We start from the raw sequence: 15,891 nt of genomic DNA on the forward strand, positions 1-15,891 counted from the left end.
TGCGCGCTTGGGTGAATGGTGATTCACCGATACGATAAACATCGAGGTGAATCGCCATTCACTCTCTTATCCGCTCGTGTCGGCCGCAGGAGTGCTCATGGCGTCGCCCGGTCCGATACCCGCCCCGACCAGGGGATCCGCCGGCCTGCGGACCCGGCTCACGATCCCCGTCCTGGCGTACTGCGGCATTCTCATGGCGGTCATGCAGACCGTCGTCGTACCGCTTCTGCCCGACCTGCCCCGACTGACCGGAGCCTCGCCGGGCGCGGTCTCCTGGATGGTGACCGCGTCGCTGCTCTCCGGCGCCGTCCTCACCCCGGTCCTCGGCCGGGCCGGCGACATGTACGGCAAGCGACGGGTCCTGCTCCTCTCCTTCGGGCTGATGGCCGCCGGTTCGGTGATCTGCGCCCTGACCTCGCAGATCGGCGTGCTGATCGCGGCCCGCGCCCTGCAGGGCGCCGCGTCCTGCGTCGTCCCGCTGTCGATCAGCATCCTGCGCGACGAACTGCCCCCGGAGCGCCGGGGATCCGCGGTGGCGCTGATGAGCTCCACCGTGGGCATCGGCGCCGCGCTCGGCCTGCCGGCCGCAGCCGTGGTCGTGCAGTACGCGAACTGGCACGTGATGTTCTGGGTGACCGCGGCCCTCGGCGCGACCGGCGTCGCGCTGATCCGGTGGGCGGTGCCGGAGTCCCCGGTGCGCGAGCCCGGCCGGTTCGACGTGACAGGCGCGCTGGGACTGGCCGCCGGGCTGATCTGTCTGCTGCTCGCCGTGTCCCAGGGCGGCCAGTGGGGCTGGACCAGCGCCCGGATCGTCGCCCTGTTCCTCGGCGCGGTGGTCGTCCTGGGCCTGTGGTGGTGGCAGCAACTGCGCGCCGCCCGGCCCCTGGTGGACCTGCGGCTGGTCTCCCACCCCCGCGTGGGCCTGTCGCACGTCGCCGCGCTGCTGACCGGGTTCGCCTTCTACGCCAACTCGCTGGTCACGGCCCAGCTCGTGCAGGCCCCCGAGGCCAGTGGCTACGGGCTCGGGCTGTCCATCGTCCAGACAGGCCTGGTGCTGCTGCCGGGCGGCGTCATCATGCTGCTGCTCTCGCCGGTCTCCGCCCGGATCTCCGAGGCGCGCGGGCCTCGCGTCACCCTCGCCCTCGGGGCCGCCGTCATCGCCTCCGGATACGCCGTGCGCGTCGCCGACAGCCGCGAACTGTGGATGATCATGGTGGGAGCCGCGATCGTGGGGACCGGCACCACCCTCGCCTACTCGGCGCTGCCCGCACTGATCCTGCGTGCCGTCCCGGCCGGCCAGACCGCCTCCGCGAACGGCGTCAACGTCCTCATGCGCACCATAGGACAGGCCGTCTCCAGCGCCGCCGTCGCCGCGGTCCTCGTGCACCACACCAGCCCGGTGGGCGGGATCCCGGTGCCGACGCTGAACGGCTATCTCCTCGCGTTCGGCGTCGCGGGCGCGGTCGCGCTGGCGGCGAGCGCGGTGGCGCTGACCATCCCCGGCGACCCGGGCCCGAAGGAGACGCGGCGCGCCCACGGCGGCGCCCGGCCCGTGGGCGACGAGGCGTTGGAGGGAGCATGAACATCGTGAGCACTCCACCCGACGCCCCCGACGCCCGCCCTGCCACGGATGCCCCCGACGTCCCCGGCGCCTCCCACACGCCCGACGCCCCGGGTGGCTCCGCCGCCCCCGCCCGGCGCGACGCCGAGGCCACCAAGGCGGCCATCCTGCGCGCCGCCCGGCATCTCCTGGCCCGCCAGGCCCACGCCGACATCACCCTCAAGGCCGTGGCCGAGCGCGCCGGAGTGAGCCCGCCGCTGATCCTCAAGTACTTCGGCAACAAGGACGCCCTGTTCGCCCGCGTGATGTCCTTCGAGGCGGACGCCGACACGTTTCTCGACGGACCCCTGGAGGACCTGGGCCGCCACATGGTCCGGCAGATCCTGGTCGGCCAGCGCGAGCGCGGCGCCGACCCCGTGCTGCGGATCGCCTTCGCACCCCTGCAGGGCGAGCACGGCGACGTGCTGCGCGCCAACTTCCGCGCCCAGGTCCTCGACCGCCTCACCGCCCGCCTCACCGGCCCCGACGCGGCCGTCCGCGCCGAACTGGCCCTCGCCACGCTCCTGGGCCTCGGCATGATGCTGGGCATCGCCCGAGGCCCTCAACTCCGGTCCAGGCCGATCGAGGACATCGTCGACCGCTACGGCCCGACGGTCCAGGCCCATCTGACGGACCGGCCCAGCTGACGAATCAGCCGAACAACCGCTCGTGCAGCGGCGCACGGAACACCCGGTGCGGATCCAGCCGGTCCAGGACCCCGGTGGCCTCGCTCCACACCGCGCCGAACGACCCCGGCACGATGCTCTCCAGCACCTCGCCGTCGCTCCAGGCGGCCCCGTCCGTGTAAGCCCAGCCCTTCGACCACTCCACCCGGGTCAGGGCGTGCGTCCCGTCGTACGTCGAGAGCAGGAACCGCTCCAGCTCGCGGTAGAACGCGTCGGCGTACGGCGTGCCCGGCAGCGTCAGCACGTCGAGCCAGACCGCCGTGTCCCACTGCGGGTGCTCGGCGTCGGGCCGCAGCGCGGAGAGCGACGGGGCCCGGGCGCCGGTGAGTTCGACCTCCGCCGGATCGTCGAGCCCGGTGACCCGGATCTCCACCGAGCCGTTGACGGGGAAGCGCCCCGAGGCGGCGTACGCGGTGAGCCGTTCCCGGTAGAAGCCGGTGAACTCGGCGACGACGCGCTGCACCTGGTCCCGGCTCGTCAGCACCGCGTATCCGTTGGCGTGCACCCTCAGTGTGGTCGGTCGTATGTACAGCAGCGTGTTCTTCGACGGACCCCAGACGTCCGCCGACAGCGTCGCCGTCAGCCCGAGCACGGCCGCGTCGAGCTGCGCGTTGCCGAGCGCGGGCGCCAGATACCAGGCCGCGTCCGACACGATCCGCCCGGCGAGATCCGCCACCAGGGTCGGGACGTTGTCGGAGAAGGGATAGGGGTAGGGCGTCCGCACGCGCCGTGAGGTGAGCGGCTTGGTCGGCTCGACGGACCACACCTTGAACCACGGGAACTCGGTGAACGCGAACCAGATCGCCTCCACCCGCCCGTCCGCCTCCAGGAAGCCGGCCAGGGTCCGCCCGTCCGATCCGGGCGCCGCGAACAGCTCCGTCGCCGCGATGTCCGTTCGGCTCACGCACCGCAGGTTGCTGTTCGCCCCCACCCGCAGCACCACCTCGACGACCAGCGACCGCCCGAGATGGGTGAGCAACGCGGCGCAGTCCGATTCGTCCCGGGTGAACGTCCGCAGCGCGTACGCCCCGCTGTCCGCGTCCCACACCACGGCCGTGAGCGCGAGCACCCGATTGCTGAGCGAGCCGTAGGTCTGCCCGGGCAGCCGCTCCTCGCCCCGCGCCGGTACGGCGGTGCCGTGCGCGTCGACGGCCAGGGCGCCGCCCAGGGTGAGGTCGCCCGGCGCGGGCGCCGCGGTGACGCCGAGGCCGTGCCCCTCGAGGAAGGTGAGCAGCGCCTCCAGCGTCACACCGGCGCCGGCCCGCACCGCGTCGGCCGACTCCAGGGCCAGGCCGGTCAGATGAGGTGCGGTGTCGACGAGGAGGACGGGCGCGTCCGCGGCCGTGTCGGCCGGGACGGTCAGGGGCGACCAGCCGTGCGCCGCGCCCCGGGGGCGGACGGTCCAGCCGTGCCGCCAGGCCCAGTCGACGACGGCGACCACCTGGTCCGGGTCCTCGGGCGCACAGGCCCACAGGCCGGTGACGGTGATCTCGCCGTCCCAGTTCCGGTACGCCGTACGGGAGAGGGCCACGTCCGCGGGGAAGTCCGGCAGTCGCTCCGCCGCGACGGCCGGATCGGCGGCCACCAGAACCGGTACGGCGGCCAGGGCCGCGGAGCGCAGGAAGCCGCGGCGGGTCCAGGAGGGGTCTCCCGGCTGATGGTTGCTCAGTGAACGATCAGTCACGGGCTCACGCTAGGGGCCTGTTGACATGTACGGGCCCCCTGTCGACCAGTGTCACTCGTGTGAGTGAACGATTCGGTGAGCGATGCGCTGATGGGAGCCCGGAGCGGTCGATTCCGCACCAGGCCGCGGCGGGTGACAGACTGACGCCATGGACGAGCGCGAATTCGGTAGGTCTGGTCAGCACGCATCCGTCGTGGGCCTCGGCACCTGGCAGCTGGGCGCCGACTGGGGAGACGTCGACGACAAGGAGGCCCTGACGGTTCTGGAGGCGGCGGCCGAGTCGGGGGTCACCTTCTTCGACACCGCCGACGTCTACGGCGACGGACGCAGCGAGCAGACCATCGCCGCCTTCCTCAGCGGCCGCCCCGACCTGCATGTGCTGGTCGCCACCAAGATGGGCCGCCGCGTCGACCAGATCCCCGAGAACTACGTCCTGGACAACTTCCGCGCCTGGAACGACCGCTCGCGCCGCAACCTCGGCGTCGACCGCATCGACCTCGTGCAGCTGCACTGCCCGCCCACCCCGGTCTACTCCAGCGACGAGGTCTTCGACGCCCTCGACACCCTCGTCGCGGAGGAGCGCATCGCCCACTACGGCGTCAGCGTGGAGACCTGCGCCGAGGCCCTCACCGCGATCGCCCGGCCCGGCGTGGCCAGCGTGCAGATCATCCTCAACCCGTTCCGCCTGAAGCCCCTGTACGAGGTGCTCCCGGCGGCCCGCGAGGCCGGCGTCGGCATCATCGCCCGCGTCCCGCTCGCCTCCGGTCTGCTCTCCGGCAAGTACACCGCGGACACCGTCTTCCCGGAGAACGACCACCGCACCTACAACCGGCACGGCGAGTCCTTCGACCAGGGCGAGACCTTCTCCGGCGTCGACTACGTCACGGGCGTCGAGGCCGCCGTGGAGTTCGCCGCCCTCGCCCCCGAGGGGTACACCCCGGCCCAGCTCGCGCTGCGCTGGATCAGTCAGCAGCCCGGCGTCACCAGCGTCATCCCGGGCGCCCGCTCGCCCGAGCAGGCCCGCGCCAACGCGGCCGCCGCCAAGCTGCCGGAGCTGTCCGAGCAGACGCTGACGGCGATCCGGGACCTGTACGAGCACCGGATCAAGGCCCAGGTCGAGGACCGCTGGTAGGAGCGGCCGTTTGAACGACATGCGGCCCGGATACCCGGGCCGCATGAATGCGGAGGAGCAGCGCACCGGACGCGACGAGTCCGAGGAGGAACAGGCCGACCGCATGTGGGGCGAGCTCATCCAGGAGGTCCGCGTCGCCCAGACGGGCGTCCAGATCCTCTTCGGCTTCCTGCTCACCGTCGTGTTCACGTCGAAGTACGACAGCCTCAGCGACACCGACCAGGTCATCTACGTCGTGACGGTCGTCCTGGGGGCCTGCGCGACCGGCGCCCTCATCGGCCCCGTGTCCCTGCACCGTCTGGTCTCCGGGCGACGGGTGAAGATGCGGGCGGTGCGGTGGGCGGCCCGGCTGACCTTCGTCGGGCTGGTGCTGCTGCTCGCCACCATGACCGCCGCGCTGCTGCTGGTCCTGCGCGTGGCCACCCACGACGCCTACGTGCCCTGGCTGGTCGCGGGCGTGGTCACCTGGTACCTGCTGTGCTGGTTCGTGCTGCCCCTGTGGACCCGGTACCGCTACACGACGGACTGACGTCCCGCGCCGGCCCCGTCAGCCCCGCCAGCTGCCGGTCGTGCACCCGCGCCAGGAGCAGCACCGACACGGTGGCGCCGATCAGCGCGCAGAACATGTCCCACTGCGTGTCCCACACATCGCCCTGGGTGGCGAGGAAGGCGTCCGCCGCCTGTCCGCCGATCACGGCGGCCGCCCACTCGAACATCTCGAAGACGGCGCTGAACGCCAGACACGCGCACACCGTCAGCGGCGCCAGCCAGCGGCTGCCGCGCAGCGGGGACGTACGGCTGAGCAGCTCCCGCACCAGGATCGCCGGCACGAACCCCTGCATGAGATGACCGAAACGGTCGTACGGATTGCGGTCGAGGCCGACGGCGTCCCGCACCCAGTCGCCGAGCGGCACGCGCGCGTAGGTGTAGTGGCCGCCCAGCGCCAGGACCAGCGCGTGCGCCGCCAGCAGACAGCACAGCAGGCCGGTGAGCGGGAACCGGCGCCAGGTCAGGACGATCACCGGCAGGCCGATCAGCGCCCAGACCGTCTCCAGGAGCCAGGTGGTGGGGTCGTAGGCGTGCCAGGCCGACAGGGCCAGGCCGGCGACCACGACCCCGGCGCACACGGTGGGCAGAGTCATGCGCGGTGCGGGACGTACAGCGGACATCGGGCACGCTCCTTGAAGGGTGAACTTCCTGGGAGCCCCCATCGTCGGGCCGTACGCCCGCCGCGGCATGAGTACGGCTACTCAGCTCCCGATGCGTCGCCGCGCGCTCCGCGCAGGGCCGAGATACAGGTGCCGATCGCCTGCTGGAGCTCCTCCAGCTGCTGCACCATGTCGTCCTCGTAGAACTCCTGCGCGTCGTCGAAGGTCAGCTCCTCGAACACCTTCGTCGCCTTCTGCAGGCTGCTGTAGAACTTGGTCCGCCGCTCCTGCACCCGCAGCTCGGGGTCGGCCTCCACGGTCTCCACGACGAGGGTCTTCATCGTGTCGTACGCCTCGGACGCCCACTCGCCGGCGTCCTCGTCGTCGTTCAGCTCGTCGATCAGCGACAGATGCCGTTCGGCCTCCTGGCGCAGCCCGACGGGCGCGTCGACGGTCTGCCCGGCGGGCGTCCTGAACTGACCCGACTCGGCGATCTGGCGCACGTACCCGATCCGGTCCGCGGAGCGGCTCTCGGTGGCCACGGCCTTCTTGAGGTCGTCGGTGCGCACCACGTCCCGGGCCAGCTCGGCCTGGAGCGTCGGGTCCTCCTTGATGCGGTCCAGGAGGGCGGCGCGGGCCGCGCGGGCGGTCGAGGGGTCGGCGAGGATCGCCGCGCGCAGAGCCGTGGGGTTCTCCGCGACCTCCAGCGCCTTCGTCGGCCGGATGCCCTCGGCCTCGGCGGCCTCGGCGATGGCCGTACCGCGCTCGGAGGTCGCGCTGGACCGGGAGACGTAGTACGTCAGCCACACGTCCGCGTCCGGCAGCCCGACCTCCTGACCGGGGGCCAGCTCCTCGAAGTGCGGGACGAGACCGTCGTCCGCTGCCCGGTCCCAGGCCTTGTAGTAGCGCATCACGCGCTCGGGGGAGCAGTCGGCCAGCTCGGCGAACTCCTTCGCGGACACCTTCGGCGTCTCGTCCGCGCCCTGCCCGCCCGGCCGCACGCTGCGCGCCACCATCAGCCCGAAGGCCCACCCGCCGGTCCGCGCGTAGACCCCGAACTCGCGCGCGTCCCGCGCCACGAGGTCGGACAGGGGCGCGGGGGACGCCGGGGCGGCGGACGTCTCGGACGTCTCGGGCAGGTCGATCGCCAGGGTCACGGATGACTCTCCTCTGCGGGCTGCTGGACTGCGGACTGGCCATAGGATCGGCACGGCGAACATGCCGACCGGCAGCCTATATGCACCCATTGGCAATGCTTTGGCGGACGGCCAAAAGAAGTCGATCACCGCCCGCCCCCGGAGGGAGGATGTGGGTATGACCCTTCGCCCGCTGCCCACGAGCACCCCCTCCGCCCAGGGCGTCGACGCCTCCCGCGTCCTCGCCTTCCTCGACGCCCTGGAGGCGGCCGAGGCCGTCGAGCCGCACAGCGTCATGATCCTGCGCCACGGCCGTGTCGTCGCCGCCGGCTGGTGGGCGCCTTACCGCCCCGACCGCCCGCAGCTGCTGTACTCGGTCAGCAAGAGCTTCACGGCCACGGCCGCCGGGTTCGCCGTCGCCGAGGGGCTGATCGGGCTCGACGACCCGGTGGTTTCGTACTTCCCGGAGTTCGAGGCCGACATCACCGACCCGCGCAGCCGAGCGATGCGGGTGCGGCACCTGCCGTCGATGACGAGCGGGCACGAGGCCGAGACGTACGACAGGGCACGCGCCCTCGACCAGGTCGAGCTCGTGCGGGGTTTCCTGCTGCTGCCGCCCGACCGCGATCCGGGGACCGTCTTCGCGTACAACCAGCCCGCCACCTTCACGCTCGCCGCGATCCTCCAGCGGGTCACCGGCCAGTCGCTCACCGCGTATCTACGGCCCCGGCTGCTGGACCCGCTCGGCATCGGCGAGGTCGGCTGGCTGAAGGGGCGCTCCGGCCGTGAGCTGGGCTTCAGCGGGCTGCACGGCGCCACCGACGCGCTCGCCCGGCTCGGCCAGTTGTATCTCGACGAGGGCGTCTGGGAGGGCAAGCGGCTGCTGTCGCGGGAGTGGGTCGCCGAGGCGACGCGCGCCCACCTACCCACGGCCGGGTACATGGGGGACGCCGGGGGCCAGGACGCCGAGCAGCGGGACTGGGATCTGGGCTACGGCTTCTCGTTCTGGCAGTCCCGGCACGGCTACCGCGCCGACGGGGCCTACGGCCAGTTCTGTGTGGTGCTGCCCGAGCACGACGCGGTGATCGCCACCACCGCCGCGGCCGCCGACATGCAGGCCCTGCTCGACCTCGTCTGGGAGCATCTGCTGCCCGCCTTCGGGCCCGAGCCGCTGACCGGACGGGACGCCGCCGACGCGGCCCTCGCCGAGCGCCTGACGCGGCTCGCGCTGACCCCGGCCGCCGGCAGTCCCGTACCGCCGGAGCGCGCCGAGCAGTGGTCGGACGCCGAGTTCACCCCGTACGGCGGTGTCTGCGCCGGGCAGCCGGGACTGAGCGGCGCCGTCGTCACCGTGGACGCGGACGGCTGGGCGCTGACCCTCGTCGAGGACGGCCACCGCCTGCGGGCGGCCCCGGGCGCCGGCGGCTGGCGGGTCACGGACGAGCCGCTGCCCCTCGCGGTGAGCGGCGGCTGGACCGACGGCGACACCCTCGCCGTGGACCTCGTGCTGCTGGAGACCCCGCACCGCCTGCGGGTGACGTGCTCCCTCGCCGACCGGACGTTCACCGCGCGCTGGGACACCGCGCCGCTGCACGGCGGACCCCTGCGGTCCCTGCGCGCCCCGCGACCGTGAACGGTCAGGCGGCTGAGCCCGGCCGGAACGTGCGCAGGAAGGTGTCCAGTGCCTGCTGATTGACCTTTGCGTCCCAGTCCGCGGCGGGCGTCGTGAAGCGCAGCGAGAAGCTGTGGCCGCCGCCCAGCAGGAGGCCGCGGCCGAACGTCCGCACCTGCTTGCCGTCCACGGTCATCAGCCACTCCATGTCGGCGGCCTTGCGCCCCTGGTACGTCGTCGCCGTGATCGCGCCGATCCGCTGGAAGCCGTCCTGCTGCCGCAGTCCCGGCTCGACGTCCTCCCGCCAGACGGCCACCGGGTCCGGCCCGGCGCTCTCGCTGTAGGTCACCGCCAGGGTGCGCGGATCGCCGGACTTCCCGAAGATCGCGCGGTAGGCCTGATCGGCGCCGCGCGTGGTCGTCAGCCGCTTCCAGCCGTCGGGCAGCGCCACCGAGAAGCCCTCCGGCGCACGGTAGACGTGGAAGCCGGCCGGGAGGGCGTCGCCCGAGGGCGAGGGAGAGGGAGAGGGAGAGGCGCTCGGGGAGGTGTTCGCCTCCGGGGAGTCCGACACGCTCGCGGAAACGGACGGCGTCGGCGTGCCCGGGGCGCTGTCGGCGGCGTCGCCGCCGGGCGTCGCGGCCGGCGCGGACGACGGCTGGGCCGGCGCGTTGCCGGCCGCCGCCGTGTCGTCGGTGCCGGGCAGCCGGTGGGTCACCGCGAGCGCGGCGACCGCCACGGTGACCACGGCCAGCGCCGTCCCGGCCGCCATGGCCCGCCCGCTCCAGTGCGGACCGACCTGTCTGGCGGCCGTGTAGGCGCGCCGCAGCCGGGGCGCGGGCGCGGCGTCCGGGTCCTCGTCCAGCACCCGGGTGAGGGACTGGCGCACGACCGTCCGGGTCAGCCGCTCCCGGGAGTCCTTGCGCAGCAGCCCCTGCACGGTCGGGGCGAGGGAGCCGGCCCGCAGCGGCGCGCGCAACGGCAGCCGGTCCACGCCCCGCAGCGTGGTCTCGGGCCGGTCCCGGTCCCGGTAGGGCGACCGGCCCTCGACCATCGTGTAGAGCATCGCGCCCAGCGCCCACATGTCGGCCGCGGGACCGATCCGGTCGTCGCGGGCCTGCTCGGGAGAGGCGTACGACGGGGCCGCGAGCCGAGGGGTGAGGGTCGCGCCCGCCAGCCCGAACCCGGTGACGACCACCGGACCCCGGACCCGCACGAACACCTGGCCGGGGCTGAGCTCCCCGTGGGTGATGCCCTCGCCGTGCGCGGCCTCGAGCACGTCGAGCAGCTGCAGTCCGATCGTGGCCGCCCTGCCCGGGCTGAACGAGCCCTTCTGGTCGATGAGCTGCCCCAGGGGCAGTCCGTCGATCCACTCGGTGACGGTCCACAGGGACCCCGCCTCCGCGACGGCGTCGACGACCGTGGCGATCCGGCCGGGGCACAGCCGGGCCATCGTCTCGGACATCCGCAGGACGCGGTCGGCGGCCTGACAGGCCTCCTCCTCGCCCAGCTCGGCGGGCAGCCCGATCCGGGTGACCAGGCACGGCCGTGCCGCCTGGGCGTCCTCGCCGTACCAGCTGACGCGGTTCGTCTCCCGGTGGACGACGTCGAGCAGCCGGTACCTCCCGGCGACCAACTCGTGCGTGGAGACGTGCGCCTTGACCATGGTCATCCCTCGCTGAACCGCCGGCGTTCACCTTTCCCATGGATACGACGGATGAGAGGGGGTCTGTTCAAAAGGACCGCGACTCATCCGCGATTCCTGTCTTTTATTCAAAGAGCCCGAGCATATGTGCGAGGAAATGAGGCGGAATAGAGATTACGGGGAGCCGTCCAGGGGTGTAACCAGCGGTAAACCCCTCGGGGGTCCTCCCGGAAACCCGCTGCGGGCCCATGGCGCATTTCGACCACGGGCCCGCCTTCGGGGATTTTCCTTATCCCTACGGTGCCCGGCGCGGCACCCCTGCGATGCTCAGCGCAGCCCGAACCGCCGCGCCCACGCCGACATGTCCGAGGTCGTCGCGTTGCCCCCGCAGACCACCAGCCCGAGCCGGGCCCCGTCCCCCACCCGCTCCAGGACCCGGCGGGCCGCCGGCAGGAGACAGCCGGCGGCCGGCTCGGTCCACAGCTTGGCGTGCTCGGCGAGGTCCAGACAGCCCCGTACGGCCTCCTCGTCCGGGACCACGAGCACCTCCTCGACCAGGGCGGCGACATGGTCGTACGTCAACTGCGAGACGCTCGGCGCGCTCAGGGTGGAGACGATCGACGACAGGGCCACGGGCACCGGGCCGCCCGCCGCCAGCGCCTCGGACATCGCCTGCGCGCCTTCGGTCTCCACGCCCCAGATCCGTACGCCCGGACGGCGGGCGCGCAGGGCCGCGGCGACGCCGGCGATCAGTCCGCCGCCGCCGATGCTGACCAGCACGTCCGTCAGTTCGTCGCCGGCGTCGTCGGCGAACTCCAGGCCGACCGTGCCCTGCCCGGCGATGACCATCGGGTCGTCGAACGGGTGCACCAGCGTGAGGCCCTCGTCCCGCAACCGCTCCACCAGCGCGAACGCCTCGCCCATGGTGTCGGTCAGCCGCACCGACGCGCCGGCGGCCCCTGCGAGCTCCACGGCACGGGACGGCGCCGAGCGCGGCATCACGACCGTGGCCTTCACCTCGAGCGCGGCGGCCATGACCGCGAGGGCGATCCCGTGGTTGCCGCCGCTGACCGCCGCGACCCCGGCGGCCCGGTCGGCCTCGCTCAGCGACAGCAGCTTCGCCGTCGCCCCGCGCGACTTGAACGAGCCGGTGCGCTGCAGGAGTTCCAGCTTCGTGGTCACCGGGACACCGAGGAGCGCGGACAGGCCCGGGCTGGGCACGGTCGGGGTGCGCACGACATGTTCCGCGATGAGCCCGGCCGCGGCTTCGATGTCCGAGATGCCGATCAAGGGTGTCATCCTTTCGGCGCGGGGGAGCGGGAGCAGGAGGAGCAGAGACCGCGCCTTGTCCCTGCACCCTCGCCCGACGGCGGGGCCCGGGTCAACACGGCTCGGAGATCGCCTCCCGGAGGCCGCCTCAGAGGTCCCGGCGCGCGGCGAAGTCGACCAGGGACCGCAGGTCGCGGACCGCCCCGGCGGCCGGCCCGGCCGGCCCGGCTCCGGCGAGCGCCGACTCGGCGGCGGCCACGTGCCGGGCCGCCTCGGCGAGCGCCGCCGCGCGTCCCCCGGCCCGTTCGACCAGTACGGCGGCCTCCCGCGGATCCCCGTCCCGCTCCAGGAGCTCGGCGAGCCGGCGGGCGGCCGGGGTCGGCGCGTCCAGGGCGGCCAGCACGGGGAACGTCTTCTTCCGCTCCCGCAGATCGCCGTGCACGGGCTTGCCGGTGACCGCCGGGTCGCCCCAGATGCCCAACACGTCGTCGACCACCTGGAACGCGACCCCCAGATGCCGCCCGGCCCGGTCCAGCGCGGCGGCCGTCGCCGGGGACGCACCGCCCAGCGCGGCGCCCAGCGCCGCCGCACACCCCAGCAGCGCCCCCGTCTTGCCCTCGGCCATCGCCCGGTAGGCGTCCGGCCGCACCCGCCCCGGCCCCGACCAGGGACGCCCCGCGAACAGCAGGTCGTCGGCCTGCCCGCGCACCAGATCCCCGAGCGCCCCGGACAGCAGACGTACGGCGGCCACGCCCGTCGGCGGCGGCTGCGCGGCGAGGGTCTCGACCGCCAGCGCGAACAGGGCGTCGCCCGCCAGCACCGCCGGACCCGTGCCGTACGCCTTCCACACCGTGGCGCGGCCGCGCCGGGTCGGGTCGCCGTCCATCACGTCGTCGTGGAGCAGCGAGAAGGCGTGCACCAGCTCCACCGCCACCGCCGCGGGCACCCCGGCCCGCGCGGGCGCACCGGCCGCCTCGGCGCCGAGCACCGCGAGGGCCTGCCGCAGCCCCTTGCCGCCGGATCCGGCGGCGGGCGTCCCGCCGACCTCGCACCAGCCGAAGGAGTACGCGGCCATCTCGCCCACCCACGGATGCAACCGGCCGACGGCCTCCGCCAGCGCGGGCCGCACCAACGCGCGGCAACGGGCCAGGACGTGAGCCGCGTCCAGGGCGGCGGACTCCCGCACGGCCGAACCGAGCGCGGTCACCGGGCGGCCTCCGCGGACTCGACGCCCAGCTCCTTCTGCGCCCGCGTGACCATCTCCCGTGCGTGCCGCAGCCCGATCCGCTCCAACGTCCTCGCCAGGTCGGCCAGTTCGGCGGACGTCTCGGCGCGGTCGCGGCCCAGCCGGGCGCGGGACTTCGTCAGGCCGAGCCGGGAGAGCGCCTCGCCGCGCGGCTCGCCCATCGCGCGGAACTCCGCGAGCGCCTGCTCGTAGAGGCCGCGTGCCTCGGCGTAACGCCCGGCGCGGTAGAGGACGTTGCCGCGCATCTTGTGGTTGTAGGCGAGCGCGCCGGACAGGTTCATCGTGCGGCAGCTCTCCTCCGCCTCCGCCAGCAGGGCGAGCGCCTGCTCGACGTCCCCGTCGCGCACGGAGACGAGGTCGGCCAGCCCGCGCAGCGCCCAGGCGTGACCGCGCCGGTCGTCGGCGCGGGCGGCTATCTCGGCGGCCTCCTCGAAGAGGGCGTACGCCCGGTCGTACGTGCCGGAGTTGCGGTGCATCTGCGCGATGCCCTCCAGGGCCCACACCGTGTGCCGGGCCTCGCCGCGCCTGCGGGCCTCGGCCAGCAACTGCTCGTGCAGTCTGCCCACGGCCTCGTAGTCGCCCTGGATGCGCCCGGTCTCCGCGAGCCCGGCCAGCGAGTAGCCGCGGACCACGACGTCGCCGCCGCGCTCGCCGAACTCGGCCGCGAGCGCCAGCAGCCGCCGGGCCAGGGCGAAGGCGCCCCGCTGGCGGGCCAGGGTGCCGCCGCTCCACAGCGCCCAGGCCATCGCCGCGACGTCCCCGGCGTCCCGGGCCGCCCGGTAACTCGCCTTCCAGGCCCGGTCCGCCTCCCGCACCTGCCCCAGCCGTCGGTGCGCCTCGGCGACCGCGAGCCCCGAGCGGGCCGCCTCGCCGCACTCCCCGGCCCGCTCGGCCGCTCTCAACCGCTCGGTGCCGGCGGCCAGGACGTCGTCCAGGGAGGAGTTCACGGAGAGGGTGGTGAGGGCGCCCTGGTACTCCGGGGCGAATGCCTTGCCGTACATGGATTCGTTGATTCCTTTCGACCGGCACGGATGCGGGCCCGCCCTGTATGCACTGTGTGTATGCGCTCGGTGTATACAAGGTGTGCATAGTGCGGTGTGCATGTGCGCTGTGCTGCCGGTCAAGACGCGGGTACGGGGAAGGGGGTTGCCTGTGAGGCGTAGATCACCCCGGGAGGCGGGCGGGGTCGGGCGAGGGCTGGTGGGGCGTCAGCCGCCGAAGAGCTGGGTCCAGTACGTGCCCGACGGGCCGCCGCTCTCGAAGCCGACGCCGATGTGGGTGAAGGCGGGTTTGAGGATGTTGGCGCGGTGGCCGGGGCTGTTCATCCAGCCCTCCACCACCTCGGCGGCGGAGCGCTGACCGCAGGCGATGTTCTCGCCGATCGTCCGCAGGGAGGAGCCCGCGGCGGCCGCACGGTCCCAGGGCTGGGCGCCCTCGGGCGAGGTGTGCGAGTAGAAGGCGCGCGCCGCCATGTCCGTGCTGTACGCCTGCGCGGCGGCGGTGAGCGACCGGTCGACGGCCAGGGGGCGCAGACCGGCCCTGGTCCGCTCGCGGTTGGTGAGATCGACGACCTCGGCGGCCGTGCGGGCCAGGCCGTCCGGGGTGAGCGGGCTCGCCCACAGTGCGGTCCAGTACGTGTCACCGGTGCGCCCGTCCGTGACCTGCGCGACGGCGGTGTGGACGAACGCGGGATCGTGCAGCGTGCGCCGGGTCCGGTCGGTGCGCAGACAGTACGCGACGAACTCGGCGGGGGTGCGCGGACCGGAGACCAACTGCTCGCCCACGGCGAGACAGCGGTATCCGGCGGCCGTGAGGCGCTGGTGGACCGAGACGCCGTCCCCGCCCTCCGTGCCCAGCCGCCCGGCCGCCGCCATCGCGGCCGCGTGCTCCCTGGCGGCTCGGGCCAGCCGGGCGTCGATGGAGACGGGCGGGGAACCGGCCGTGGCGCGGGCGGGGTTGACGAGGGTCAGGAAGCCGTCGGGGTCGGGGGCGGGGCGCTCCGCGGGAGGGGTGGGGGATGCGGGGGGTGTGGGCCGACGGGCGGGAACCCGGGTCGGAGGAGGCGAGGTGCGGGCGGGGCCGTGGGCGGGCGGAGCAGACGGGCCACCGGGAAGACGGGCGGACGGTCGGACGGGAACGCGGGTGGGCGGAGTGGGCGACGCGGACGGGTGGGCGGGTGCGGGCTCGTCCTCGACGACGTCCACCCCGAAGTCCCGTGCCAGGCCCGCGAGGCCGTCGGCGTAGCCCTGTCCGACCGCCCGCAGCTTCCACACCCCGCCCCGCCGGTACACCTCCGCCAGCAGCAGCACCCTCTCCTGGCGTACGGGCGGCGGGGTGAACCGGGCCAGCGGGCGGCCCTGCCGGTCGGCGACATGGAGCGTGGGAGCGGGCAGCCGGGCCAGGGCGGTGTCCGGATCGGCGGCGCTGACGACCACCGTCACCCGGGTCGCGCCGGCGCGCAGACCGGCCGGCTCCAGTGCGAGCGTGTCGCCCCGGAGCCGGGCTCCCGGCGCCGTCGGGTGGTTGTAGAACACGAAGTCGCCGTCGCCCCCGACCCTGCCGCCGTCGTCCGTGACGAGCGCCGAGACGTCGAAAGGGCCGGGCACCCGGACGGTCAGCGCACCGGCCGGGAGGGGCACATTGCCCCCGGGGACCAACTCGCTCATCCTGCCGCCCTGGTGTCGTCGCACGGGCCCCTGAAGGGGCTGTCCGGACAACGGCCGCCAGAGCCTTCGG

13 protein-coding genes are annotated in these 15,891 nt (G+C 73.9%); 5 read left to right on the plus strand and 8 right to left on the minus strand.

Annotation, left to right across the window (positions count from 1 at the left end; genetic code table 11):
• The first annotated feature begins 97 nt into the window (after nt 1–97).
• On the plus strand, nt 98–1,582 hold the full coding sequence (locus tag OG562_RS42605) for an MFS transporter (protein ID WP_266407739.1): 1,485 nt from the start codon (nt 98–100) through the stop codon (nt 1,580–1,582).
• Nucleotides 1,579–2,247 (plus strand): TetR/AcrR family transcriptional regulator, encoded by a 669-nt coding sequence (locus OG562_RS42610; RefSeq protein ID WP_266407741.1) that lies wholly within the window; start codon nt 1,579–1,581, stop codon nt 2,245–2,247. The genes OG562_RS42605 and OG562_RS42610 overlap by 4 nt, the downstream gene beginning before the upstream one ends.
• A gap of 4 nt (nt 2,248–2,251) precedes the next feature.
• Here the strand turns inward: OG562_RS42610 and OG562_RS42615 are convergent, their stop codons facing one another.
• Complete coding sequence (locus OG562_RS42615; RefSeq protein ID WP_266407744.1) at nt 2,252–3,970, minus strand: cholesterol oxidase substrate-binding domain-containing protein; 1,719 nt, start codon at nt 3,968–3,970, stop codon at nt 2,252–2,254.
• 148 nt (nt 3,971–4,118) lie between these two features.
• Between OG562_RS42615 and OG562_RS42620 the strand changes: the two genes are divergently transcribed.
• Nucleotides 4,119–5,102, plus strand: coding sequence for an aldo/keto reductase (locus OG562_RS42620; protein WP_266407746.1), 984 nt, complete (start codon nt 4,119–4,121; stop codon nt 5,100–5,102).
• 19 nt (nt 5,103–5,121) lie between these two features.
• Nucleotides 5,122–5,631 carry a DUF6328 family protein gene (locus tag OG562_RS42625; protein ID WP_266409827.1) on the plus strand — a complete coding sequence of 170 codons (510 nt, stop codon included), beginning with the start codon at nt 5,122–5,124 and terminating at the stop codon, nt 5,629–5,631.
• On the opposite strand, the gene OG562_RS42630 is transcribed toward OG562_RS42625, so the two are convergent.
• The gene (locus OG562_RS42630; protein WP_266407748.1) at nt 5,564–6,271 is read right to left on the minus strand and encodes a DUF2238 domain-containing protein; all 708 of its coding nucleotides are present in this window, start codon (nt 6,269–6,271) and stop codon (nt 5,564–5,566) included. The two genes, OG562_RS42625 and OG562_RS42630, sit on opposite strands and share 68 nt — an antisense overlap.
• 77 nt (nt 6,272–6,348) lie before the next feature.
• Nucleotides 6,349–7,407: a hypothetical protein gene (locus OG562_RS42635; protein WP_266407750.1), complete on the minus strand. Its 1,059-nt coding sequence runs from the start codon at nt 7,405–7,407 to the stop codon at nt 6,349–6,351.
• 157 nt (nt 7,408–7,564) lie between these two features.
• Between OG562_RS42635 and OG562_RS42640 the strand changes: the two genes are divergently transcribed.
• Nucleotides 7,565–9,019, plus strand: coding sequence for a serine hydrolase (locus tag OG562_RS42640; RefSeq protein ID WP_266407752.1), 1,455 nt, complete (start codon nt 7,565–7,567; stop codon nt 9,017–9,019).
• A 4-nt stretch (nt 9,020–9,023) separates the two neighbouring features.
• On the opposite strand, the gene OG562_RS42645 is transcribed toward OG562_RS42640, so the two are convergent.
• The 5 genes from OG562_RS42645 to OG562_RS42665 form a co-directional block, all read right to left on the minus strand.
• Nucleotides 9,024–10,667, minus strand: coding sequence for a serine/threonine-protein kinase (locus tag OG562_RS42645; protein ID WP_266407754.1), 1,644 nt, complete (start codon nt 10,665–10,667; stop codon nt 9,024–9,026).
• A gap of 300 nt (nt 10,668–10,967) precedes the next feature.
• A complete protein-coding gene (locus tag OG562_RS42650) occupies nt 10,968–11,930 on the minus strand; it encodes a threonine/serine dehydratase (RefSeq protein ID WP_266407755.1) in 963 nt (320 codons plus the stop codon).
• 127 nt (nt 11,931–12,057) lie between these two features.
• The gene (locus OG562_RS42655) at nt 12,058–13,116 is read right to left on the minus strand and encodes a polyprenyl synthetase family protein (protein ID WP_266407757.1); all 1,059 of its coding nucleotides are present in this window, start codon (nt 13,114–13,116) and stop codon (nt 12,058–12,060) included.
• On the minus strand, nt 13,113–14,156 hold the full coding sequence (locus OG562_RS42660) for a tetratricopeptide repeat protein (protein ID WP_266407759.1): 1,044 nt from the start codon (nt 14,154–14,156) through the stop codon (nt 13,113–13,115). The genes OG562_RS42655 and OG562_RS42660 overlap by 4 nt, the downstream gene beginning before the upstream one ends.
• A gap of 207 nt (nt 14,157–14,363) precedes the next feature.
• Entirely contained in the window at nt 14,364–15,821 is a 1,458-nt protein-coding gene (locus OG562_RS42665; RefSeq protein WP_266407762.1) for a CAP domain-containing protein, read from the minus strand.
• Nucleotides 15,822–15,891: the final 70 nt, after the last annotated feature.

It is taken from the genome of Streptomyces sp. NBC_01275, from assembly GCF_026340655.1.
Lineage (GTDB): Bacteria > Actinomycetota > Actinomycetes > Streptomycetales > Streptomycetaceae > Streptomyces.

Excerpts from the sequence above, each read along its gene's own strand:
- OG562_RS42630 (WP_266407748.1), bottom strand. The coding sequence starts at position 6,271 with ATGTCCGCTGTACGTCCCGCACCGCGCATGACTCTGCCCACCGTGTGC.
- OG562_RS42625 (WP_266409827.1), top strand. The coding sequence starts at position 5,122 with ATGCGGCCCGGATACCCGGGCCGCATGAATGCGGAGGAGCAGCGCACC.
- OG562_RS42665 (WP_266407762.1), bottom strand. The coding sequence starts at position 15,821 with ATGAGCGAGTTGGTCCCCGGGGGCAATGTGCCCCTCCCGGCCGGTGCG.
- OG562_RS42605 (WP_266407739.1), top strand. The coding sequence starts at position 98 with ATGGCGTCGCCCGGTCCGATACCCGCCCCGACCAGGGGATCCGCCGGC.
- OG562_RS42610 (WP_266407741.1), top strand. The coding sequence starts at position 1,579 with ATGAACATCGTGAGCACTCCACCCGACGCCCCCGACGCCCGCCCTGCC.
- OG562_RS42660 (WP_266407759.1), bottom strand. The coding sequence starts at position 14,156 with ATGTACGGCAAGGCATTCGCCCCGGAGTACCAGGGCGCCCTCACCACC.
- OG562_RS42640 (WP_266407752.1), top strand. The coding sequence starts at position 7,565 with ATGACCCTTCGCCCGCTGCCCACGAGCACCCCCTCCGCCCAGGGCGTC.
- OG562_RS42645 (WP_266407754.1), bottom strand. The coding sequence starts at position 10,667 with ATGACCATGGTCAAGGCGCACGTCTCCACGCACGAGTTGGTCGCCGGG.
- OG562_RS42620 (WP_266407746.1), top strand. The coding sequence starts at position 4,119 with ATGGACGAGCGCGAATTCGGTAGGTCTGGTCAGCACGCATCCGTCGTG.